Raw genomic sequence first — 23,121 nt, 5'->3', positions numbered from 1 at the left:
CTCAAATTCTTCTACTTTGAGTCCAGTCAAGCTTTGAAACACATGAGGTTTATTGTGGATAGCGCCGTAGCTCAACATCGTAAACACCTCGGTCTTCGAGCAACAACCCTTCACTTCTAAACTACTCTATTTCCGATTAAGTCTATTATGTAGGGATTTGTTACACTCGCAAAGGCACCTTCTACGTGGGTCGTGCGAAGAATGGCAAAGGTAGCATTCTTCTCCCTGTTTCTTCTCCAAAGAGGAATGTTTATGTCGCCAAAAACGGTCGGTACACTTATACTCTAAATTTGAATACGAATCAGTTAATTATTACCTTGCCTAATGGCAGACGTTCTATCGAAAGGGTAGTCAAAATTATCGATTCCTAATTTTTTACCTGATGACTTTTTAATTTTGATTGAATCCCTGCCTTTTCACACCCAAATGTCCTCATTTGGGTGTTTTTTCACGATTACGAATGAGTTTCCCGCGTCTGTCCCTCGATGACAGCACTCCAGTCGTCGTTATTCACTGCCGCTTCTAGCTTTTGCTGCCTCTTGGCATCACTTTCCTCGGCATCTGCAAGATCCTTAGTGAGCGTGCTATCTGCCATCGCCTTGCGAAGTTTGAGCTTTTTCTCCTCATAGGCGTTGCGCTCTTCGGGCGACATGGCTGCTTTTGCAACTTCGCCCACCGTGCTAGCCCACATCTCACTGACCTCAGCGTTACCAGGCGGAACGCTGCCGAGTTCGGAAATCCACGCCTCTCGCAAATTTTCCATGTCCGTGCGTTTCGGGAACTTGAACGCCTGCACCCGCACAAACGCGCAAGTTTCTCTCCCATTTTGAGCGACATGACCATTCAGGGAAAGCAGTACATTCCGCGAGTAGCCAATATATTGCGTCTGGTATTGGGTATCTAACACAGCGTACACCCCAGCGATTTTCGCATTCTGGACGCGATCGCACCAATTCTGAAGCGGTAGCACTTCAGTTCCATCGTTTTCAAGATCGACAAGAGTCGCTATCTCTGGGGCAGCGTGTTCGTCGTCGGAGCTATACAAAAAGTCGTGCAGCCCCCGGTGCCCTTCGGGTACATTTTGGTGTTCAACGGGCACATTCTGGTTTGTCTCCACCTGAATTAGTCTCCATTCAATGAATTTGCTGCCGGGAGTCAGCCAATCCTGGGATTTATCCACTCCCGATAACTTGTTTATAGTTTAGGGCGTGGGCAGTGGTGATTTGAGTCCCGCTTAGTATGACTTAGTTCAACGGGTGGTTTGCATATAGCTCAACAGCCAATTCGCCGCTGTTGCCCGACGAGTCTGCCTGGGACCAAATTCACCCAATTTGTAGCCTTTAAAGCCGAGTTGTTCTTTTAGTAGCTGCTTGTTCTCTGCCGGAATCGAGCGAGTCAGCTTCACCGTTGGTGGGCGGTTCTCAATAAAATCAGGCGGTTGTGGATATTCATCTCGCCATTCTGGGGGAACTTCGCTCGCGTCCCATTGATTCGCCCCTGTGTCGTAGCGATAACCCAAGCATTGCCACACCAGTTGGTTCACTGTGGCATCATCAATTTCATCGTTCAGGATAGCCCAAATCGTTTCGGTATTCAGCGGCGGTAAGTTAGACATGAGAATGAACAATTAACAATAAAAGCTGTATCAATAAAATACAACTTTTTTCCTGTAGCAAATATCTCTTGAGAATTCCATTCGCACTTTTTACAAAAATGGTGCGCTCTCACGGCTGTTAACTTGCCAAAAGTTGATTTCTTCTGTTAAGCGTTGATTCTTCCTGGGTGTGCCACACGGGAATCTCAATACAAAATTCTGTTCCTTGTCCAGGTACCGATACGCAATTAAGCGAACCTTTGTGCTTCTCTACTACAATCTGATAGCTAATGGATAACCCTAGCCCAGTACCTTTACCGACAGGCTTGGTGGTAAAAAATGGCTCAAATAATCGGGCTTTAACATCTTCATTCATGCCCTGTCCGTTATCAGCAATCCGCACAAGAATTGTATTAGAAGGAGTAAGTTCTGTGCGAATCGAAATTTGACTGGGTTTGTTGCAAAATTCATCCAAACTGCGAATCCCCGAAATAGAACCTTCCTTGGGGGATTCGCTACTGTAACGCTCTAGCTCATCAATCGCATTACCGAGCAAATTCATAAATACCTGGCTCATTTGCCCTGGGTAACATTCCACCAAAGGTAAATCAGCATACTCTTTAATCACTTCAATTTCTGCATGGTTGCCATGTGCTTTTAGTCGGTTTTGCAAAATCAGCAGGGTATTATCAATCCCTTCGTGAAGGTTCACTTGCTGCATAACCTGTTCATCATTGCGAGAAAAATTCCGCAACGATAGCACAATCTGATGAATACGCTTTGCCCCTATTTCCATTGAAGACATCACTTTAGGCAAGTCTTCTCTGAGAAAATCTATGTCGAGTTCTGCGATTTTTTCTTGCATCAAGCAGCTAGGATTGGGGCACTCTTGCTCGTAAAGCGTCACTAAATCAAGCAAATTTTGCACATAGTCAACTGCATAATTTAGGTTCCCATAGATAAAGCTAACAGGGTTGTTGATTTCGTGAGCCACCCCTGCTACCAAACATCCCAAATTGGACATTTTTTCTTTTTCAACGAGTTGGGATTGGACTTGTTGCAGGTCGTGCAAAGCTTGCTCTAAATGCTTTGATTGAGCAACAGCTTGGGCAGCGGTGGCACAACTTTGCTCGTAGAGTTCCGCTTGATGAATATTAAGGGCGAGTTGTTCAATATCACTTTCTTGTTGATATTGGCTCACCACTGCATCTAGAGCCTCAAGCAGGTTGGTAGAAGACTCTGTAAGAATGTAACGTAGATGCGGATTGTCTGAGGTTAGTTCTTCAGGGGTTGCTTGGGCGATCGCTCTTGCTTGCGCGATATATTGGCGTATGTGCTGGTCTAAATTTAGCGGTGGCTTAAAGTACATTGACCAAACAACGGGTGATGGTTGACCCGGTAGTTTCATCTCCGGATTGCCCTCGATTAAACCACTATGCGACCGTTCCATCAAATCCAGATCAGCTTGCAAAGTAGAGCGCAATTTCTCTTGCTCGGCAATATCTTTTGTACAGACTAGTCTTAAGGCGAACAGTGCCGTGCGTTGAGATAACATCCGCTGACGACCACTGATATTAACCACCGCTGCGTTAATTTCCCGCACTGTATTAATTTCGTTTAAATGTAAATAATTAGCCAAGACAAGTACCGGCAATAATTCAAATAACCTTAAAGATTGCGGAATTATACCATTAGCCGTTTTTTTTGTCATGGTACTTGTTAGATTTTTTTGAAGTGAAAAGCAAAAAAACCGCGAATCTACTGTATAGTCACGTAAATCTATGACTAAGTTCCAGTTTACTTGTAATTTAAAGATGCAGCTTTGACTTCCTCCGAATTGTTGCTTGGCTATTACTGAAAAACTATGAACCAAAGCGGTGCAAACTTTAGTGCATTTTTATACGGATCTAAAAAATTAGCGTCACTTAAAGGCCTTCGTGCATCTCAACCAGCTTCATCTCAGCTTCATCTAATCGTGAGAAGTTTCACAAACTCAGGACAATTTGCTGAATTCTATCTGCTTTTAAATTCATGGAATTGAGAAGATTGGGCAAGCCCTCAATCAAGAATTCCAGATCGATGGCTTCAGCTTTTTCCTAAGTTTCGGTTGTTGGGTTGGCGTAGTGCTGTTGATAGAGGCGTAAGATTTCAAGAAGGTCTTGGATATAATTATTGGTCTGAAGCAGGTTGCCACCGATAAAATTTACCGAGTCGTTAATTTCGTAGGCGATACCGACAACTAGACAGCCGAGGCTGGGCATTTTTTCGGTTTAAATTCAGTTGCGTTTGGGTTCGTTGTAACTGTTTTACTGACTACAAACAAGGCTTGGCGAGCAAAACGGGACTGGCAGTTCAAGAAGACTTATGTATACACAGTAGCCCAAAGAATAAAGAACCCCAAGAGATAGCTTTCTTGGGGTTCCGGGAAATTATGGAAATTTAGTGGACATGATATGACTCAGCAGCGGGGGAAGCGGGAAGTTTTTAGCGATTACCGATTACCGATTCCCTTTCCCCAACTCGGATGTGCGAATCATTCCTCAGCCTTAGCACCTAGACGGAGGAAGACTTTACTGCGGCGAACCCCGTCATCGCTGCCGTAGCTGCTAAAGGCAAGCGAATTTAGCTCGTTAAATAACGGTTTTGCCACCAGTTCCACTACTCTGACAATGGGCAGCTGACGCTCTAAAAACGCCTGACTAGATGCCCAGTCTAGATACAAATAGCCGTTATTTGGCTGGGGTAAAGAGGTGATGTTTGCCTGGAAGCGATCGCTCTTGACGAGAGAATTATCAGGAGCCTTAATCGCTTGATTCATTGCTTCGATCGAAGTGGTGAAAATCTCGTACTTGCCGATACTGGCGTGAACTCCTTTCACCTGTGCCTCTAGCTTGACTGAATCTTGGTCTTCACCCTGATTCTTATCGGCAGTGGTTGTGAGTTGTGTCCAGGCAGAGATCGGTTGATTCTCCAGGGTAAATGAGCTAACGCTCAACCCTTGCTGTTTGGCAACAGCATCTAGACGATCGATTGCCGCTTCTGCCTTTGTCGTTGCTGATTTCTCGGCGACAAAAATCCAATCTGAATCTTTGCGGTCGGCACGAGGTAGCATTCCTAAAGCGTACTCGCCTTGCACCCAACTAAAGATATCTTGCTTTAAATCAATGCCCCAACGAGCTTGGAGATTCGCGATGGGTTGATCGATCAGTTGGACAAGGCTATCATCGCTATCTAATCCAGAAGTGAGTTGAGTCCACAGTTGCTCTAAGTTACTACCAGAAGCTGCGATCGCTATTTTCTCTGGTAGATACTGCAACGCTCCGACTGGTTGAGATAGGCTGGGAGTTGTCGGGGGGATTTCCTGTCCGGTAGCCGCTAATAAAGCGGTTTCTGCCAGCAATCCTTGAGTTTTTGGAGAGATGGCGATGGCTAAACTCTCATAGGTTGGGTCAATTTCCATCTGTGAATTGTTCCCCAGCAACTTCGCCAGCGCGGGTAGATTTACATAAGTCAGACCAATTTTCGGCTGAGAGATGCTTTCGATTGCCCGCTGATAAGAAGTTGAATCGCTGAGGCTGAGATTGGGCGCTTGCACATTATTAATGGCTTCTTTCAGCACCCTAGGATTATTGGCAAACAACACAAAGCGATCGCCAACAACTGCGGTAGCAACCGAGTTTTGAGCTGAGGCGCGGTTTATTGCGTCTTTTGGCAATGCCGATCTATCGCGGTTGTAAAAGCCTTTATTTCCAGCATCTTGAGTTTTGACGACCGACTCTTGATTCTTATAAATCAGCTTGACACCTTTATAAGTCTCAAAGACTAAATCTGTCTCAACATTTGCTTGCTTCTGCCAGAACAAATCCACAAACTCGCGGCTGCGTTGCGGATTTTTGGTGGTGACAGCCAGTAGCAGCCCGCGCTGCTCTCCATTGTCACGGGTGCGATCGATATCCAAGCTGGTGAGAGCCAGCGTGATTTCATCCCCCAGCCAGGGTTGGATATCTCGGCGATAGTCCAGATCCGTGTTCGCGAGTAAGCTTTGTTTAAATTGGTTGAGTTCTGCACGCGATCGCTTGCGGTTCGCGGGACGCGCTACAGCCTGCCGCAACCCTTCCAACCGATCTGGATTCACAAGCAATGACACCATTACGGGTGCCTTTTTCGGCACAAATATGGTGGCAGATGGGTTCGTCACCTCCCCACCCCCTAGAAGGGCGAGAGGACTGTTTGCCCTCAGCCAGTAAAAGCCACCGGCACCAATTAACAGCAGCACTAAAACGCCAGCTGCCAGAACGTAGAAAAACGAGCGTCGCTTCATGGTGAAATGTAGACCTTGGGTGAGCGCGATTCAGCTAAGAACACTAATCCCGATGCCAGAACCTATTATTTCAGCTCATCGGACTGCCAACTATTAAAATCTTAGTTAATCTCCAGCGTTGCACAACCTCATGTCTGCTCAATCTTTTCGCCAAGATATTCCCCAGATTAGCGTAGAAGAACTTGCCAGCCGTCTTGCCGATTCCCCTGAGAGTCTGCAATTGGTGGATGTGCGAGAACCACAGGAAGTTGCGATCGCCAGCATTGAGGGTTTTGAAAACCTCCCCTTGTCGGAATTTGCCGACTGGGCTGACCAAATCCAGACCCAGTTCGATCCGCACGCCGAGACGCTGGTTCTCTGTCATCATGGCATCCGTTCGGCGCAGATGTGCCAGTGGCTACAAATGCAAGGCTTCACCAATGTCAAAAATATTGCTGGTGGCATCGATGCCTACTCAATCCGAGTCGATCCGACAATTTCCCAATACTAATGATCCCAGTACAAAACTATCTTGAAGCTGGAACCTCTTCCCCAACCCCGCTCCTGCAACAAGAGGGCAGAAATTCTCTTTCTTCCCTACTAAGGAAAAAGGCTGGGGTTAGATTTTTTAATTAAATACGGTTCACGATATTGTTTTAATTTTTACTAGCGAAATAAGTATTTAGAGGTTTTGGCTGACAAACTTCGATGCAGTCGAGTAGACTACAGACAATCCTGATAGAGACTGTGGACTCTAGAGTTACGGGTAGCGATAATGTCCTAACTCTGCGCTCGATCGTCATGGTATGTCTAAGGTTGGAGTTCGGCGGCTGTTATGCTTCTACTGGCTGGGTGTGGCGAACCGGCAGGCAGAAGGCAGCATCTGCTATTCTGTTTTAACCTATCCTATATTTAATCGGCTGCTTGCTTGACAAGAGCGCCGGACTTACTGAGAAATTCATCATCAGAAGTCCAGGAATTTCCAATTGTTTTTAAAACCCTATCCAATTCGGCTTTCGTTTAAATGGCTAGGCAAGTAAGTCTGACTGACCGTCAACAACGTATTCTCTGGGCAACTGTCCGTCACTATATTGCGACGGCTGAGCCAGTCGGCTCAAAAGCTTTGGTAGACGAGTATAATCTGTGCGTCAGTCCAGCGACGATTCGCAATGCAATGGGCGTCTTAGAGAAAGCGGGGTTGCTCTATCAACCCCATACCTCGGCTGGACGGGTTCCCTCTGACTCTGGCTATCGAATTTATGTCGATCAATTAATTAAGCCTTCTGAAGCCTTGGGGCGTCAGGTAGAGCAGTTATTCACAAACCGTTTGAGCTTGGAACATCAAAGCTTCGAGACTGTGTTGCGGGGTGCAGCGCAAATTCTGGCAACGCTCAGCGGTTATATTACCCTGATCACGATGCCGCAGACTCGAACTAATCGTTTGCGGCATTTGCAACTGGTGCAGCTCGATCCGGGAAGGGTGATGCTGATTGTGGTGACGGATTCTTATGAGACGACTAGCGTCTTAATGGAGTTACCGCTCTCAGAATCGGAGGATGAGCAACCGGATGCAGAAATTGTAGATCGGGAGTTGCAAATTTTATCGAATTTTTTGAATAGCCACTTGCGGGGGCGATCGCTCAGTGAACTGGCAACTTTAGACTGGAGCGAACTAGACCGAGAATTTCAACGATATGTTGATTCTTTGCGAAATCTCCTCTCCGACTTGATCCGTCGCACTTCCCAACCTGCCACAACTCAAATTATGGTTCGTGGCGTCGCTGAAGTATTGCGTCAGCCAGAATTTTCCGAATTACAGCAAGTGCAGACGCTTATACACCTATTGGAAGAGGAACAAGACCAGTTGTGGCCTTTAATCTTTGAATGGCCTAGACCAGATGTCACGGCTATTTCAGATGTCACCTCTGGTTCGCGAGTGACAGTGCGGATTGGTTCGGAAAATCCTTTAGAACCGATGCGTACCTGTACGCTGATTTCTGCAACTTATCAGCAGGGTTCAGTACCCGTGGGAAGTGTAGGTGTTTTGGGGCCAACGCGGATGGTGTACGAAAATGCGATCGCACTCGTTGAAGCTGCCGCCGATTATCTCTCTGATGCTCTTACGCAACCCGCTTAATTTAGAAAATGGCTAATAGCTAATCGCGATTAGCTAATGGGTAGCCGTTCACTACGAACCACGAACGATAAACATGGCTAATTTCGATTAGCTCTAATTTTTACTTTTCATTTTTCATTGATATTGATATGGTTAGAAAAGTTGGCTTTTGGTCGCTTTGGGCAGCATTTATTACCTATGCCTTTCTATTAGCACCTCCTGAACAACCAGGCACGTTTGAACTGATAAAAAACCTCTCTACAGGTCAATGGGCGGGGATTAACCCCCTAGTTGTCGCTCTATTCAATCTGCTGGGCATCGTACCGATGATTTACGCCTGCCTAATGTTGATTGATGGCAAACAGCAAAAGGTAAAAGCTTGGCCTTTTTCGGCGTTCTCTTTTGGAGTCGGAGCGTTTGCTTTGCTACCTTATTTAGCATTGCGAGAACCCAACCAAGAATTTCACGGACAAAAGAATTTATTTCTGAAAATACTCGATTCCCGGTGGCTTGGTCTTTTGCTGACATTGGGCGCTGGGAGTTTGGTTGTTTATGGCTTGTTGGGCGGTAATTGGGCAGATTATATTCACCAGTTCCAGACAAATCGCTTCGTTCATGTCATGAGCTTGGATTTCTGCTTGCTGTGGTTAATATTTCCTGCACTTCTGGGAGATGACATGGCGCGTCGGGGAATCAAGAATTCTGCACTTTTTTGGATAGTGGCACTGATTCCTTTGTTTGGCGCTTTAGCTTATCTTTGCCTGCGTCCTCCCTTACCAGAAACTAATGCCGAAGCTTTCTCCACGGAACGGCAACCCGCACAATCTAGAAATTAAAATTTGATGGAAATATGGCTAGAAAAACAGCACTTTGGTTATTATGGGCTGGATTTATCTCCTATGTTTTGCTGCTGGCACCGCCAATTACGCCAGACACACTGAGGCTCATTAAAAATATATTGACGGGTCAGTGGACCCAGGTCAACCCAATTATCCTTTCTATATTTTCCCTGATTGGCATCTGGATACTCATCTATAGCTGTCTTTTGTTCGTCGATGGGAGGATGCAAAAGATTCGTTTCTGGCCTTTTGCTTTGGGTTCAGCGGGAACGGGAGTGATTAGCCTAATACCTTATTTAGCATTGAGGGAACCGAATCAAGAGTTTTCCGGGCAAAAGGATACCTTGCTGAAAGTTTTTGATTCTCGCTGGACGGGTATTATCCTCAATTTCAGCACGCTTTTCTTGCTAGCATTTGGCTTGCTTGCGGGTGATTGGGCAGGGTTTATTCAACAATTCCAAAGCGATCGCTTTGTCAATGGCATGAGTTTGGCTTTTTGCCTGTTCTGTCTGTTGTTTCCGACCGTTCTCGGCGATGATATGGCGCGTCGAGGGTTCAATATTCCCCCAGTTTTTTGGGCAGTATCGCTGGTTCCTCTGTTGGGACCCCTTGCCTATCTCTGTATTCGTCCACCTTTACCAGAAGCCGGTGCTGGTTCAGCACCAGAGTCTGTTGCGAACACTACACGAGTGTGAACAATTTTCGAGGTTTTTAGGAGAGAACAAACCGCGGAGGTCGCAGAGGACGCGGAGGAAAGAAAGGAGAGGCTGTGGCTTTCTTTTGAATGCAAGTTGGTGTGACTTAAGACGGAGGTAAGTGCTGTTATCGGACTTTTAAAGTTAAATAATTGATGTATAAAGTTATGGGTCAAGATTATGGGCAGAAAAATTGCCTTGTTCTTGATATGGATTACATTTCTTGTCTATACCGTATGGTTAGATCCACTTGCTCAACCAGAGACGTTTTCACTGGTTTGGAAGTTGTTAACATTCCAGTTGGCAGATGTGAATGCAATTCTTGTGGCTATCTTCTGGCTCATGGGCGTTTGGCCTATGATTTATGCTTGTCTGATGTTTGCTGATGGCACAACGCAACCGTTTCGCTCATGGCCTTATTTCATTGGGGCAAATGGAACGGGTGTGATTTGCTTTATCCCCTATTTAATTTTCCGAAAATCGAATCAAGAATTTCCTGGACGGAAGGATAAATTACTAAAAATTCTAGATTCCCGTTGGACAGGAATTTTCCTACTGTTAACAACGATTGGCTTACTTGCCTACGCAATATTTGCTGGAGATTGGGGAGATTATATTCAACAGTTTAAAACCAGGGAATTCGTTCACCTCATCAGTTTGGATTTTTGTCTGATGTGCCTGGTGTTTCCATTAACGTCACTGTTTGACGATGATATGGCTCGTCGGGACATAAAGGATGCTCGAATTTTCTGGGCGGTGGCGCTAGTACCATTATTTGGACCACTTGCTTATCTTTGCCTGCGTCCACCTTTGCCAGAATCAAGTGCTGACGTCAGCTTTCAAGCGTCTGATTTGACAGCTTAGCTTGCGAGTTGTGCCAGGAGAATGTGAAAGGAGAAAATGAAAATATAGAGGGGTGCTGTAGCGTCTCTGGGAGGTGGAAAGCATGATTGCCACTTTTCCTGTATTTTCTTTTATAGCAATTCTCGTTTGGACGCAGTACCGTTTAACCCCACCCCTGCCCCTCCCCTCAAGCAGGAAGAGGTTCAATACTGTCCCCTCACCGAAAAGTGGAGAGAAGGGTTTGGGGGTGAGGTTCCGAGTATATTGCAACAAAGTGAGAATTGCTATACAGGCAAGTTAAAGGTGCTATAGCCGATCGAAATGCCAAAGAATCCTTACGCTTGGGTAGAGCAATCCCTCGCCACCATTCACCGCGCAGATTGGTATCGGTCGGTGCAAGCGATCGCTAGTCGTCCGGGTGCGACGGTGTTGCTGGAGGGGCGTGAAGTCATCAATTTTGCCAGTAATGATTACTTGGGACTCGCGGGGGATGAACGCCTCATCCAAGCCGCAGTAGCGGCTACTCAGACATTTGGCACGGGTAGCACGGGTTCTCGGTTACTCAGCGGACATCGGGAACTGCATCGGGAATTGGAAAAAGCGATCGCATCCCTCAAACAAACTGAAGATGCCTTAGTTTTTAGTTCTGGATATCTGGCAAACTTAGGTGCGATCGCTGCTTTAGTCGGAAAACGCGATCTGATTGTGTCTGATGGGTACAATCACTCCAGTCTGAAAAATGGGGCGATTCTTAGCGGTGCAATGGTTATTGAATACCCTCACTGCAAGGTTGAGGAGTTAAAAACCCAACTGAATTTACACCGAGAAAAATACCGTCGATGCCTGATTCTCACAGATAGCGTCTTCAGTATGGATGGCGATTTGTGCCCCTTACCGGGACTGTTAGAGCTGGCGGAGGAATTTAGCTGTATGCTGCTCGTTGATGAAGCTCATGCCACAGGGGTACTCGGAGCAACGGGTGCTGGGTGTGTAGAACATTTTCGCTGTAGCAATGTCCCGTTGATTCAAATCGGCACCCTCAGCAAAGCTTTAGGCAGTTTGGGTGGATATGTCGCAGGCAACTCGGCTGTGATTGACTTTTTGCGGAATCGGGCACCTAGTTGGATTTATACGACGGCTCTTTCCCCCGCTGATACCGCTGCGGCATTGGAAGCCGTTCGGATCGTTCAAAAAGAACCGGAACGTCGCGCTAGCTTGTGGCGTAATGTCAATTTTCTCAAACAGCAGATTGCCCAGAAGTTACCACTACAATTACTGCCTTCTGAATCACCCATTCTCTGCTTTCCCTTGGAAAGTGCAGAAGCAGCGCTAAAAATGGGACATCAACTAAAAACATCCGGCATTTTCGCCCCAGCGATTCGTCCTCCCACGGTGCCTACGAGTCGAATTCGGCTCTCGGTAATGGCAACCCATGAAACTGCCCATCTTCAACGATTGGTGGAGGCGTTAATGGGTAATATTCAGCCTGGTTGATTCCCCGTAATATAAGAACCCCTCCCTGCCATCGCCTGCGGCTCCGGTTCCCGTCCCCGTACGCGGGGAGGGTTGGGGGTGGGGTTCCAGGTGGAAAAACTATTGCCGATGGTCAACGATGGTAACGCGATCGCTTACTTGGGTCACGTTATCCTGAGACTTAATCTCATTCACAGCCGTCAGATTCTCCTGAGGTTCGACGATGCGGTTAGTGGAATCGCTTCTCGAAGTTGTAGAAGGCGGTACATCGTAGATAGCCCACTCTTGAATGCCGCGATTGCTCAGAACTGATTCGGCACGTTCGATATCGTCTTCGGTGCCATCTACCATAACCAGATAATCACCGCGAGCCACAAGATTGTTATAAACTTGCGCTCGATCTTCAGGAATTCCTAAACCCAGCAGTGCGCCAATCAAGCCACCTGCGGCTGCGCCGATTCCACTCCCCGCCAGGGTGGTTGCGATCGCAGTTGCGGTAGCACCAGCCAACAAAATCGGGCCAACTCCGGGAATCGCCAATACACCCAAACCGAGTAATAAGCCAGTCAGACCGCCTAAAGCACCCCCTGCGATCGCCCCTGTGGTTGCGCTTTCATCAACGTTATTGTCATCAACGCGATCGCTCATTTCAACGCCAGCAATTTGATCCTGGGGGTCTGCATCTCTGGCAACGACGGAAACTTTACTCATCGGAAAGCCAGAATTACTCAGCTCGTGAAGCGCATCTTCCGTATCCTGACGGCTGACAAAGGCACCAACGGCTCGCTTGTGTCGGCTGAAATCGCTGTCATTGACATTATCTTCTGTAGGAACATAGGTGACGGGAGAGGCGGCACCCAGCGGATTCATTCCTAACGAAGAGGAATAACCCGTCGCCAGGGGATCGAGTCCTAACGGGGAAGGATACGTGCTGCTGATCGGATCGAAGGGGGTTGAGGAAGAAGCGCCATAATTGTCAGGAACCGCCGAAACCCCCGTCACATCGTAGACACCCCAATGCTGAATACCTTGCCGGTTCAAAATCGATTCAGCACGATTAATTTCGTCTTGCGTACCCTCGACAATTACTAAATAATCTCCTTGGGAGACTCGGTGGTTGTAAACTTTGGCTTGTTCTTCAGGAATTCCTAAACCCATCAGTGTGCCGACAATGCCACCTGTCGCAGCGCCAACCGCACCCCCGATTAAAGCATCTCCCAGAATAGAAGCGATCGCACCTCCTGCGATAACCGGACCAAATCCCGGAACTGCCAACGCACTTAAGGCTCCTAGGACGCCAACTAAACCGCCGACCGCACCGCCTGCTAAGGCACCCGCCCCTGCACCCCCACCGGCTTCATTGCCACCTCCGTAAGGGTTGACTTCAACACCAGCTACCTCATCTTGCCGAGTGCTATCCCGTGCCACCACAGAAACTGTGTTCATGGCAAAACCAGAGTCCCTAAGCTCGTTGAGCGCATATTCCGCCTGTTCAGGTGTAGAAAATACGCCGACAGCTCGCTTGTTTTGGTCGAGGGTCATTTTTTTCCTCCTAGAAGTATTCAATAACTTCCGTCAGCACAAATACAGAATCAATTTTTTATTTATGCACTTTGCTTATCTTTCTGTTTTTTTCTACACTTTTCATCAGCCTGGAGATGTAAAATTTTCTCTATCAACAGATGGGTAAAAGATATTCTTCTATCAGCTCCTAATGCATTTTTTGCATCAGTTTTTTTGACGAAAAACTCTTTTTGGTTTTTGCTCATTTTTTTGTATGCCTTTATTCCTTGCCCCTTAGCATGAGTGGAAAGACACTTATACTTTGTCTTATACAGTAAACTTAACCCCAAAACAGAAGCAGCTTCGGGGAAGGGGAAAGAACTTATCTTTTATGAACTTACTTTTATAAGGAGAGGAGTTGCCAAGAGATTAACGGACCTTTATCAGGGAGAACCGGCTCCTAGAGCATGAATGGGGAGATTCTGCCCCGATGACCCTGAGAAATTTTTCCGAACAGAGCGCGGGAATTGCCACTGATTCGTTCGGTTATACCACCACCGATAGAGGGCAACTATCGGTACGCTCATAATCAGAAGTAGTTTAAAGACGCACCGCCAGTTGATTGCCGTTAAAGGGGTGGATCTTTGTGCAAAAAAAGTGGTTACTACCAACCATCAGTGAAATATTAGCCCAGAGCGAACACAGCGAACAAACTGGGGCAAATTCTGTTATGCCTTCTGTAGAGCAGACAGCAGAAAAAGCGCATGGATTGCGCCCTGCCAGCCGGACGGCACGAGAGTACGCCCGTGCCTCGCGGGAGTGGTGTGGAGCGATCGCTGCCTTGGAACAGTTGCTGCTGCAAGTTCTAGAACCTGCCACTGATTCGCTACAAGATTCGCCACAAACCTTGGGCTTAATTTTAGCGGGTCCTGTGCCGGTTCTGAGCCACCCAGCGGTAATGACTCGCGTTCATACCGGAATTTTTACAGCAGAGCGATTTAATCCTCTGGCATTAATGCCATTTCTGCTGCCTCCCGCAACAACTCAGCAAAAGGAAAACGAACCTCAATCCACTTCCAACTTCCCGTTAATCCCTGCCGATCCCTTAACAAGCGAACAGTTTTGCGTAATTTTCACACCACGGTTTAGTTTGGTGATGGTTGTTGGAGAAGATATTACAGGTGCCCCAGCTTTCCAATATTCTTTTGATCCGCAAGTGGTAGAGCAAGCGTGGCAAACTTTGCGATCGCGCTTGTTGCTGACTAGCCTTCATCAGGTGAGTCAGTTAGAAACTTTAGTCGAACGCTTTGCACCCCAAGCGCCCGATTATCGAACCGTTATGCAATTTAGCCGGTTGCTGTTGAAACATTTGCCCGAAGAAATCAGAGGCGATCGGAAAGACGCCGATTTATCCCGTCTTGGGTGTGGGCAAGAAGCAAAAGGTAAAGAGCTAGAAGATAATTCCGAACTGCCAATTTTGAATCCTAAATTAATTGAAAATTCAAAATTTAAAATTCAAAATTCTAATGATGTGGAATTACTTCAAGCGTTTGCCCACGAAGTACGGACGCCCCTGAGTACCATACGCACCTTAACGCGGCTGTTGCTGAAGCGCCGCAACGAATTAGCACCGGACATCATCAGGCGTTTGGAAGCGATCGATCGCGAGTGTACCGAGCAAATTGACCGCATGGAGTTGTTTTTCCGGGCGGTGGAATTAGAAACAGAAACCGTTAAGCGCTCGCCCGTTCACCTGACTGCGATGTCGGTAGCGCAGGTCTTCCAAAACAGCATTCCTCGCTGGCAAAAACAAGCAAATCGTCGCAACTTAACCCTAGAGGTGGTATTACCGCAAAAGCTCCCCGCTGTTGTCAGTAATCCCGCCATGCTGGATCAGGTACTAACTGGGTTAATTGAAAACTTCACTCGCAGCATCCCCGCAGGCGGTCATATTCAGGTGGAGGTGACACCCGCCGGAGACCAGCTAAAATTGCAACTCCAGTCTCAAAACCAACCTGACGAAAGCGGCAACTCGCTAGCCGCAGACAACAACCCACCAACGTGCAAGTCAATTGGTCAGCTATTGATGTTTCAGCCAGAAACCGGATGTTTGAGCCTCAATCTCAACGTCACCAAAAATCTCTTCCAAGCGTTAGGAGGAAAACTGATTGTACGGCAACGACCCCAGCAAGGTGAGGTCATGACGGTTTTCCTACCGTTAGATGTGGATGGTTCCGGCATTTGGAATGCTTAATTGGTAATCGCGGGATAGCGATCGCTATCCCGCCACCAATGCGAGTCTTAACATCTAGCATCCGCTCTTCGTTACAGCCGCGATCGCTGGACAGTATCTTTGTGTCTGGGCTATGACAGTGTAGCTAGTGCCACACATCTACACCTGTTGACCCAGCCATGCGACGCCCAAAAATCGGAGTGATGCTATTCGCCATGCTTCTTGCCAATGGCGTGACGCCAGTTGCCAATCTTCCAGCACCCTTAACAGCACCCCAAGCGTTGGCTCAAACCCCAAATGCAAGGAAAGCGGAAGCAGAACGACTGGATGGGCAAGCATTTGCCCAGTATCTTGCCAATCAACTTGAAGCAGCATTACAGTCTTGGCAACAGGCACTCTTGATCTACCAGGAACTCAAAGACCGCCGAGGCGAGGAGATGGCGCTAGTAGGGATTGAAATGGTTTATGAGACTCAAGCAGACCGCCTACGTAAACAAGGAGCTGGGCAGTATTTTACCAGTCAATGGGAAGCGGCATTACAGTCTTTGGAACAGTCACTCTTAATCTACCGGGACATCAAAAACCGAAAAGGCGAGGCATTGGCGCTAGGAGCGATAGGACTAGTTCATGACTCTTTAGGTGACTATGCCAAAGCGATTGATTACACTCAGCAGCAGTTGGGGATCGGACGAGAAATAGAAGACCCACTTAATGAAAGGGCGGCATTGGCTAATCTGGGAGGGATTTACCTTAACTTGGAAAACTACCCTAAGGGGATTGAGTATTCTCAGCAAGTATTGGCGCTCGTCGCAGCAGATGGATTTCCAGATCCACAAGCTGAGGGAAAGGCACTAGCCAATCTAGGAGCAGCTTACGTTTCCCTGGGAGACTATGCCAAGGCGATTGGCTACCTTCAGCAGCAGTTAGCCAACGCACGGGAAATAGAAGACCGACGAAGCGAGGGGGCGGCACTGGGCAATCTGGGAGCGGCTTACAGTAACCTTGGAGATTATGCTAAAGCGATTGAATACTCTCAGCAGCAGTTAGCGATTGTCCGGGAAATAAAAAATCGACGAAGTGAGGGGTTGGCACTAGCCAATCTGGCAACAGCTTATATTTTTTTAGATGACTATACCAAGGCGATTGATTATACTCAGCAGAGTTTGGCGATCGCACGAGAAATCAAAGATCGACGCAATGAGGGAGCTTTACTGGGTAATCTGGGAGTGGCTTACCGTCGCCTTGGAGACTATGCTAAAGCGATTGAATACTCTCAGCAACAGTTAGCGATCGCACAGGAAATTCAAAACCGTGAAAGCGAAGGGATAGCTCTGCAAAATTTAGGTTTTACTCTCTTTAAACAAGGCAATTTCGTAACCGCAGAGCCAATTTTAATGGATGGAATTAAGGTTCTGGAATCTATTCGAGCGGGCTTAGGCAGTAACGATGCGAATAAGGTGTCAATCTTTGAAAGGCAAATTGGCACGTACCAGATATTACAAAAAGTCCTCATTGCCCAGAATAAAACTGAGCCAGCACTGGAAATTGCGGAGCGGGGAAGGGCACGAGCCTTTGTGGAGTTACTCGCTGCTAGGTTGCAGGATGACAGGTTACAGGTTGAAGGTTCAGCTCCACCTTCTAACCTTCAACCTCCTACCATTGAGCAAATTAAACAAATTGCTAAAGCGCAAACCTCGACACTCGTTCAATATTCGATTATTTACGACACATTCAAAGTTCAAGGTAAACAACAAGCTCAAGAATCAGAACTCTATATTTGGGTCATCAAGCCTACAGGTGAAGTAACGTTTCGCACAGCTGACCTGAAACCTCTGTGGCAAAAACAAAATATTTCTCTAGAAGAACTTGTTACTAGCAGCCGTGATTCCATCGGCGTTAGAGGTCGTGGCCTTGCCGTTGCCTCTAAAGTGGATAAAACCATCACTAATAAACGATTACAGCAACTGCATCAACTGCTGATTCAACCGATTGCTGACCTATTGCCAAAAGACCCCAACGACCGAATTATTTTCATCCCTCAACGTGAACTGTTCCTAGTTCCCTTCCCAGCACTCCAAGATGCCAGTGGCAAATACTTCATCGAACAACACACTATTGTGACAGCACCCGCTATTCAGGTTCTGGAGCTAACCCACAAGCAACGGCAACGTGTATCGGGAAAGGAAGTGCTAGTGGTAGGCAATCCTACAATGCCTAAAATTGCTCCTAAAATTGGGGAGAAACCGGAGCCGTTATCTCAGCTACCGGGTGCGGAACAGGAAGCAAAAGCGATCGCTTCTCTCCTCAAAACCAAACCTCTGATTGGCAAGCAAGCGACCAAAATAGCGATCGCGCAACAGATGCCCAAAGCGAAGATTATTCATCTGGCGACACATGGATTGCTGGATGATTTTCAAGGTTTGGGTGTACCGGGTGCGATCGCTCTCGCTCCATCTGAGCAGGATACTGGCTTACTCACCGCTAGCGAAATTCTAGACATGAAACTGAATGCTGAGCTAGTCGTGCTGAGTGCTTGCGACACTGGCAGAGGCAAAATTACCGGCGATGGCGTTATCGGACTATCTCGCAGCTTAATTACTGCGGGTATACCCAGTGTAATTGTGTCCCTCTGGTCGGTCCCAGACGCCCCTACAGCATCCTTAATGACCGAATTTTATCAAAACCTTCAGAAGAATCCCGACAAAGCGCAAGCGATGCGTCAGGCAATGCTGACAACAATGAAGCAACACCCCGATCCGAAAGACTGGGCGGCTTTTACTCTTATTGGAGAAGCACAATAATTAAATTAAAACAGAAAAATAGAAATTCTTCGGTTTTTAATTCCTTCTCCCATTCGCTAAGCTCCGTGTAGCTGTTGCTCTTCATTTCGCTCAATGGCAGGCTTTAGACGACGGGATGTATACATAGAATCGGCATGAGTTGTCTGTCGGATTGGAATCTGAATTACAAACTCAGTTCCCTCACCGGGTGCGGAAATACACTTCAGCTGACCGCCGTGTTTTTCCACAATCTGATAGCAAATTGATAATCCTAAGCCGGTACCTTTACCCACAGGTTTCGTTGTGAAGAAAGGGTCAAACATTTGACGCCGTACCGCTTCCGTCATCCCAATTCCGTTGTCTTCAATCCTGATAGCTACCTGATTTTTACCTACTAATTCGGTGCGTATCCAAATTGTCGGGGGTTGAGAATCGATACTGTCCTCCCCATGAGCCATCCCCCATGATTCCTTAGCAAAAACCTCTTCAAGGGCATCAATGGCATTACTGAGAATATTCATAAATACCTGGTTAATCTGCCCCCCCAAACACTCCACAGCAGGGAGATTACCATATTCTTTAATAACTTTAATCCCAGAGCGTCCCGCTTTTGCTTCTAGTTGATTTTGTAATATCAGAAGAGTACTATTTATCCCGTCGTGGATATTCACAAATTTCTGTTGCGCTTCATCCAATCGGGAGAAATTTCGTAAGGACAGTACCAAGTCCCGAATACGGTTAGCTCCCACCTTCATCGAGCCTAAAAGTTTCGGGAGGTCTGTCTTCAAAAAATCTAGGTCAATTGCCTCAATTTCTGTTTGAATTTCCGGTTCTGGTTGAGGATGATGCTTGATATAAAGTTGCAGCAGATTCAGTAAATCTTGGACATATTGACCGGCATAGCTGAGATTGCCGTAAATAAAATTAATCGGATTGTTAATTTCGTGAGCAATACCAGCTACCAGTTGCCCTAAACTGGACATTTTTTCAGTTTGAATCAGCTGGGCTTGGGTTTTTTGCAGTTGGTGTAAAGTTTGTTCCAGATGTTCGGCTTGTTGTTGTAGAGACGCGATTAATCCTGTCTTTTGCGCCTCGGATTTCCGCAAAGCCGTCTCTACTGCGACACGCTCAATAATGTCCTTTTTGAGAAGCACATTCGCTTGAGCTAATTCGGCAGTTTGTTCCTCTACTTGTCTTTTTAAGTTATCGTGCGCTTGTCGCAATGCCTTTTCAGCTCGTTTGCGCTCAGCAATTTCACAACGCAATCGTTCGTTGCTATTCTCTAATGCTTTGGTACGCTCTTCTACTGCCTGCTGCAATACCTCAATGACATTGTACATATCCGCCGGATTCAGCACTTGTAGCAGGCTGGTTTGGGAGACAATGCCGAGTAATTCGCCCTGATTGCTAGCAACTACCAGACGTCGCACGCGCCGCCGCTGCATTTCTTGATGGGCAACCCATAGGGAATCTGAGGGTTGCAGACAAAATAAGGGTGTACTCATTACGTCTTTTGCCTGCAATTTCGACAAGTCTAATTCCATCGCCTGAAACTGCACCACATCTCGCTCGGTGACAATGCCTACGGGCATTGGGAATTGAGAATTAAGCGTCTTTATTGGCTTGTTCTCAATTTTGTTTTCCCTCTGTTCTGTAATGACGACACAGCTGACTAGCTGACTCGCCATGATTTGGGCTAAATCGAGAACAGAAGCCGTTATAGGCGCATGAACGACTTGGGATGTCATCACATCCGCAACGTATCGCAATCGCGTTAGAAGATTAACGGGTTGCAACGCTTTGCGAATACTATCGTGCGTGACAATTCCGACTACCCCTGCATTATCGTCAATGATTGGCAAATGGCGAATTCGGTGCTGACGAAACAAGGAAAGAGCCGTGAAAACATCGTGAGCTTCTGATTGTCTGAGGGTAATGGCTGGTTGCGTGACGACATCGGCAATTTTGACGTTAATTAGGGAAGCTCTGGCGGCAGTCAGTCTAACAATATCGCGCTCTGTAAAGACTCCCACAAGCTGCGATCCTTGCATGACTAAGACACAATGACCTGCGGCATCGGCAGTGTCAAAATCGGTCTCCTCTTGTGACAACCAACAGGATGCAGGGTGCGGCAAGGCGGCGTTCATTCCCTCGCTCGCCTCCCAGCTTGGGTCTTCTGACGCTGCACTGGTGTCTGCTTGTGTCCCTCTGGCTTGGGTTCCTCTGGGCAACTCACAACTACTCCGTAACTGGCTCATGAGCGCCAATACATCAAGGAGAGGTGTGTCAGGCGCTACAGTCAGAGGCTGACGGTCAATAGCAGGGTCTAGAGATAGGCAAGGAAGCGGCAGGGCGTTGGGCTGCATTGTGAACCCATCCAGTAATTTCCACAGGGGTACTGTTGGCAATTGTAAACTGTGATACACCCAAACTTCTGCTAATTCTTAGTTATGTGCAATAAATCATTACTTGATTGCAATAAATATTTATGTTTTATGAAAGAAAATAAATCCCTAGATAGAGGGCTAATTCATAAATTGTCTATATAAAATCAGTACAAGTATCCTAAGAGCAAATATTTCCCTTTCTAGAAGAGAGTCCAATGAGTCCAATGGTTCTTAGCTCTTCAAAAATGAGGAATCGAGGGTTATTTTTCTTATCAAAAAAGAATAATAAAAAGGCTCCAGCAACGACTCAAAATTAGGATAACGAGCAAGAACAAATACATTAAACCCAAATTCGTGCTGGTATATTGCACCTAAAATAATTTACAAATAAGCTTAATGATTAGGGTATAGGCTAATTGCTAATTGGGCAAAAAAGGGCTTTGATTAGCGACTAGCCATTCGTTATTCAGGCTTAAACAGCACCAGTATTTTATCAACAATCGCATCACCAGCGCGGGTTTGCAGGATGGAATATGCTAATTCAATGAACGCAAAATCAGGGCGATTGTCTGTTTTAATCAGTTTGCTAGCAGGATAAAAAGTAATGTCATTGACAATGCCTTCATTCGTTATCCCTGTTTGCCAACCTGCTCGATTCCACGACAGCGATTTCCCACGTAAAGTCAACTGAAACCACTCGATATCATCTTCTCGCAGGTCAATAAACAGATCGAAATAAGGTTCTCCACCCTGATACCATACTCTTTTGACGCCATCTCCCTTGGCTGAGGTCAATAGCTTCTGATTGATCCGTCGCAACGAAGCGCCCAGTCCTGCAATCTCATCCCGATCCATAGCCATATCCATTTTTCGCATAGCAGCAAGGTTAATTACGTCACAATCAATCTGGGCGTAGGTTGACAGTTCGTTAAATAAGTAAGGCACGGATTCTCTCTTTAGAACATATTGGTGGATACGAGACTTCTGAGGGTGACTCCGGATTTGAGAATAAGGTTATAGGCTGCAAGCCAGCGATTAACACTAAAAGAGAAAGAACGACTTGTTATAGGTGCAGGTTTATCCATCTAGTTGGCTATTTACAAATATTTGGCTTCAATCCGTCCTTATGCAACTAACAAACTTCATCGTTTTATTTGTCCTGCCTGAACAGAGAGAATTTGAGAAGAATTCAACCACTGGGCATCGAAGGAACCTAAGTGAGTAGTGGTAATCAGGGTCTGAAAGCGGTCTTGGATGGCATCTAACAGTTGATTTTGGCGGTTTGGGTCTAACTCGGCTAGAACATCATCAAGTAGTAACAGTGGCGGTTCTCCAACGACTTCTTCAATCAACTTTAGCTCTGCCAGTTTCAGTGCCAAGACTAGGGTTCGCTGCTGACCTTGGGAGCCATAAATTCTTGCCGGTGTTTGGTTGATGGTAAACTCAACTTCGTCCCGGTGAGGACCGACGAGGGTTGTGCCTTGGTGACGTTCGACGACCCGACGCTGTTGAATTTTCTCTAGAAAAGCTTGTTGCACCGCTTCGGGTTCTTCCTTCTCCAGGGTGACATTGGGGGCATATTTTAATTCCAGCACTTCAGCTCTACCGCTAATGCTAGCGTGCCAAGCCTGAGCGAGAGGTGCCAGCCGTGTCAGGACTCTGGCTCGACGACGGGTAACGCGAGAACCCGCGATCGCTAATTGGACATCCCACAACGCCAATTCTGAGTCACGATTCAAGTCCCCATCGGTGGAAATTTCCTCTTGCCTGTTACTAGAAGAAGGTTGGGCTTTTCTCGCTTCTTGTCTTAATAAGGCGTTGCGCTGCCGTAATACTTGGTTATATTGCTGCAAAATGTGGGCGTAGACGGGTTCCAACTGGGTGAGGATGGAATCTAGCCAGTTGCGGCGTTGTTCGGGGGCACCTCGCACTAGATCTAAATCTAAACTGGAGAATTCTACAGCGTTGAGGACGCCGAGAAAATCCATTTGGCGTCGCAAAGCTTCTTGGTTAATGGCTGCGGTACGACGCCCTTGAGTGCGGAGGGTTAAAGCCAGATCCACTAAGCCGTTAGCGCGTTCCAGCGTGGCTGTAATTTTACCGTCCGCCGCGCCTTCGCGGATCAGGTCGCGATCGCGTCCGGCTCGATGGCTTTTGAGGGTTGATAGTAACTCGACTGCTTCCAAAAGATTGGATTTTCCTTGGGCATTATTCCCCACCAAAATCGTCTTAGGAGCCTCGAAATCAACTCCACAATCCAAGTAGTTGCGAAACTGGCGCAAGTGGAGGGTTTTGAGATACATAGCTAATGGATCATTAGTAATGGAATGGGTAATGGGGCATGGGTGATTATTTTCA

Annotated in this window: 19 protein-coding genes; 9 read left to right on the top strand and 10 right to left on the bottom strand. The window is 46.9% G+C overall.

From position 1 onward, the window contains the following. Positions 1–454: 454 nt before the first annotated feature. The 5 genes from NC996_RS23445 to NC996_RS23425 form a co-directional block, all read right to left on the bottom strand. Positions 455–1,117: a GIY-YIG nuclease family protein gene (locus NC996_RS23445; protein WP_190684792.1), complete on the bottom strand. Its 663-nt coding sequence runs from the start codon at positions 1,115–1,117 to the stop codon at positions 455–457. A 132-nt stretch (positions 1,118–1,249) separates the two neighbouring features. Further along, the gene (locus tag NC996_RS23440) at positions 1,250–1,615 is read right to left on the bottom strand and encodes a DUF1823 family protein (RefSeq protein WP_190684782.1); all 366 of its coding nucleotides are present in this window, start codon (positions 1,613–1,615) and stop codon (positions 1,250–1,252) included. Positions 1,616–1,733: 118 nt separating this feature from the next. Then, positions 1,734–3,305 (bottom strand): ATP-binding protein, encoded by a 1,572-nt coding sequence (locus NC996_RS23435; RefSeq protein ID WP_190684779.1) that lies wholly within the window; start codon positions 3,303–3,305, stop codon positions 1,734–1,736. 385 nt (positions 3,306–3,690) lie between these two features. Further along, positions 3,691–3,855 carry a hypothetical protein gene (locus tag NC996_RS23430; RefSeq protein WP_190429114.1) on the bottom strand — a complete coding sequence of 55 codons (165 nt, stop codon included), beginning with the start codon at positions 3,853–3,855 and terminating at the stop codon, positions 3,691–3,693. A gap of 272 nt (positions 3,856–4,127) precedes the next feature. Then, complete coding sequence (locus NC996_RS23425) at positions 4,128–5,915, bottom strand: DUF3352 domain-containing protein (RefSeq protein WP_190677293.1); 1,788 nt, start codon at positions 5,913–5,915, stop codon at positions 4,128–4,130. A 130-nt stretch (positions 5,916–6,045) separates the two neighbouring features. Between NC996_RS23425 and NC996_RS23420 the strand changes: the two genes are divergently transcribed. The 7 genes from NC996_RS23420 (at position 6,046) to bioF (ending at position 11,881) form a co-directional block, all read left to right on the top strand. Beyond that, entirely contained in the window at positions 6,046–6,405 is a 360-nt protein-coding gene (locus tag NC996_RS23420) for a rhodanese-like domain-containing protein (protein WP_190525349.1), read from the top strand. Positions 6,406–6,602: 197 nt separating this feature from the next. Beyond that, the gene (locus NC996_RS23415) at positions 6,603–6,794 is read left to right on the top strand and encodes a hypothetical protein (protein ID WP_190531523.1); all 192 of its coding nucleotides are present in this window, start codon (positions 6,603–6,605) and stop codon (positions 6,792–6,794) included. Positions 6,795–6,918: 124 nt separating this feature from the next. Then, positions 6,919–8,031, top strand: coding sequence for a heat-inducible transcriptional repressor HrcA (gene hrcA, locus NC996_RS23410; protein ID WP_190684776.1), 1,113 nt, complete (start codon positions 6,919–6,921; stop codon positions 8,029–8,031). 128 nt (positions 8,032–8,159) lie between these two features. Continuing rightward, positions 8,160–8,846 (top strand): DUF2834 domain-containing protein, encoded by a 687-nt coding sequence (locus NC996_RS23405; protein ID WP_190684773.1) that lies wholly within the window; start codon positions 8,160–8,162, stop codon positions 8,844–8,846. Between the two features lie 14 nt (positions 8,847–8,860). Further along, entirely contained in the window at positions 8,861–9,544 is a 684-nt protein-coding gene (locus NC996_RS23400) for a hypothetical protein (RefSeq protein WP_190684771.1), read from the top strand. Between the two features lie 180 nt (positions 9,545–9,724). Then, entirely contained in the window at positions 9,725–10,408 is a 684-nt protein-coding gene (locus tag NC996_RS23395; protein ID WP_190684768.1) for a DUF2834 domain-containing protein, read from the top strand. A 300-nt stretch (positions 10,409–10,708) separates the two neighbouring features. Further along, a complete protein-coding gene (gene bioF / locus NC996_RS23390; RefSeq protein WP_190684765.1) occupies positions 10,709–11,881 on the top strand; it encodes an 8-amino-7-oxononanoate synthase in 1,173 nt (390 codons plus the stop codon). Positions 11,882–11,980: 99 nt separating this feature from the next. On the opposite strand, the gene NC996_RS23385 is transcribed toward bioF, so the two are convergent. Together NC996_RS23385 and NC996_RS23380 are read right to left on the bottom strand one after the other, a co-directional pair. Then, the gene (locus NC996_RS23385) at positions 11,981–13,402 is read right to left on the bottom strand and encodes a general stress protein (protein ID WP_190684762.1); all 1,422 of its coding nucleotides are present in this window, start codon (positions 13,400–13,402) and stop codon (positions 11,981–11,983) included. A gap of 62 nt (positions 13,403–13,464) precedes the next feature. Continuing rightward, a complete protein-coding gene (locus NC996_RS23380; RefSeq protein WP_190426155.1) occupies positions 13,465–13,629 on the bottom strand; it encodes a hypothetical protein in 165 nt (54 codons plus the stop codon). A 380-nt stretch (positions 13,630–14,009) separates the two neighbouring features. On the opposite strand from NC996_RS23380, the gene NC996_RS23375 reads away from it, so the two are divergent. Beyond that, positions 14,010–15,617 carry a HAMP domain-containing sensor histidine kinase gene (locus NC996_RS23375; protein ID WP_190426159.1) on the top strand — a complete coding sequence of 536 codons (1,608 nt, stop codon included), beginning with the start codon at positions 14,010–14,012 and terminating at the stop codon, positions 15,615–15,617. A gap of 158 nt (positions 15,618–15,775) precedes the next feature. After that, on the top strand, positions 15,776–18,397 hold the full coding sequence (locus tag NC996_RS23370; RefSeq protein ID WP_190684759.1) for a CHAT domain-containing tetratricopeptide repeat protein: 2,622 nt from the start codon (positions 15,776–15,778) through the stop codon (positions 18,395–18,397). 56 nt (positions 18,398–18,453) lie between these two features. Here the strand turns inward: NC996_RS23370 and NC996_RS23365 are convergent, their stop codons facing one another. The 3 genes from NC996_RS23365 to recF form a co-directional block, all read right to left on the bottom strand. After that, positions 18,454–20,742 (bottom strand): CBS domain-containing protein, encoded by a 2,289-nt coding sequence (locus NC996_RS23365; RefSeq protein ID WP_190684789.1) that lies wholly within the window; start codon positions 20,740–20,742, stop codon positions 18,454–18,456. 483 nt (positions 20,743–21,225) lie between these two features. Then, on the bottom strand, positions 21,226–21,708 hold the full coding sequence (locus NC996_RS23360) for a hypothetical protein (RefSeq protein WP_339380271.1): 483 nt from the start codon (positions 21,706–21,708) through the stop codon (positions 21,226–21,228). Positions 21,709–21,905: 197 nt separating this feature from the next. Then, positions 21,906–23,066 (bottom strand): DNA replication/repair protein RecF, encoded by a 1,161-nt coding sequence (gene recF / locus NC996_RS23355; RefSeq protein WP_190433608.1) that lies wholly within the window; start codon positions 23,064–23,066, stop codon positions 21,906–21,908. Positions 23,067–23,121: the final 55 nt, after the last annotated feature.

This window comes from Trichocoleus sp. ST-U2 (genome assembly GCF_039961875.1).
Taxonomy (GTDB): Bacteria; Cyanobacteriota; Cyanobacteriia; order Cyanobacteriales; family FACHB-T130; genus FACHB-T130.
The sequence above is the reverse complement of the archived record's forward strand: the minus strand, read 5'-3'. Positions and strand labels throughout refer to the sequence as shown.

Coding starts and splice junctions, on each gene's coding strand:
- NC996_RS23440 (WP_190684782.1), bottom strand. CDS start 1,615: ATGTCTAACTTACCGCCGCTGAATACCGAAACGATTTGGGCTATCCTG.
- NC996_RS23435 (WP_190684779.1), bottom strand. CDS start 3,305: ATGACAAAAAAAACGGCTAATGGTATAATTCCGCAATCTTTAAGGTTA.
- NC996_RS23430 (WP_190429114.1), bottom strand. CDS start 3,855: ATGCCCAGCCTCGGCTGTCTAGTTGTCGGTATCGCCTACGAAATTAAC.
- NC996_RS23425 (WP_190677293.1), bottom strand. CDS start 5,915: ATGAAGCGACGCTCGTTTTTCTACGTTCTGGCAGCTGGCGTTTTAGTG.
- NC996_RS23420 (WP_190525349.1), top strand. CDS start 6,046: ATGTCTGCTCAATCTTTTCGCCAAGATATTCCCCAGATTAGCGTAGAA.
- NC996_RS23415 (WP_190531523.1), top strand. CDS start 6,603: ATGCAGTCGAGTAGACTACAGACAATCCTGATAGAGACTGTGGACTCT.
- hrcA (WP_190684776.1), top strand. CDS start 6,919: ATGGCTAGGCAAGTAAGTCTGACTGACCGTCAACAACGTATTCTCTGG.
- NC996_RS23405 (WP_190684773.1), top strand. CDS start 8,160: ATGGTTAGAAAAGTTGGCTTTTGGTCGCTTTGGGCAGCATTTATTACC.
- NC996_RS23400 (WP_190684771.1), top strand. CDS start 8,861: ATGGCTAGAAAAACAGCACTTTGGTTATTATGGGCTGGATTTATCTCC.
- NC996_RS23395 (WP_190684768.1), top strand. CDS start 9,725: ATGGGCAGAAAAATTGCCTTGTTCTTGATATGGATTACATTTCTTGTC.
- bioF (WP_190684765.1), top strand. CDS start 10,709: ATGCCAAAGAATCCTTACGCTTGGGTAGAGCAATCCCTCGCCACCATT.
- NC996_RS23385 (WP_190684762.1), bottom strand. CDS start 13,402: ATGACCCTCGACCAAAACAAGCGAGCTGTCGGCGTATTTTCTACACCT.
- NC996_RS23380 (WP_190426155.1), bottom strand. CDS start 13,629: ATGAGCAAAAACCAAAAAGAGTTTTTCGTCAAAAAAACTGATGCAAAA.
- NC996_RS23370 (WP_190684759.1), top strand. CDS start 15,776: ATGCGACGCCCAAAAATCGGAGTGATGCTATTCGCCATGCTTCTTGCC.
- NC996_RS23365 (WP_190684789.1), bottom strand. CDS start 20,742: ATGCAGCCCAACGCCCTGCCGCTTCCTTGCCTATCTCTAGACCCTGCT.
- recF (WP_190433608.1), bottom strand. CDS start 23,066: ATGTATCTCAAAACCCTCCACTTGCGCCAGTTTCGCAACTACTTGGAT.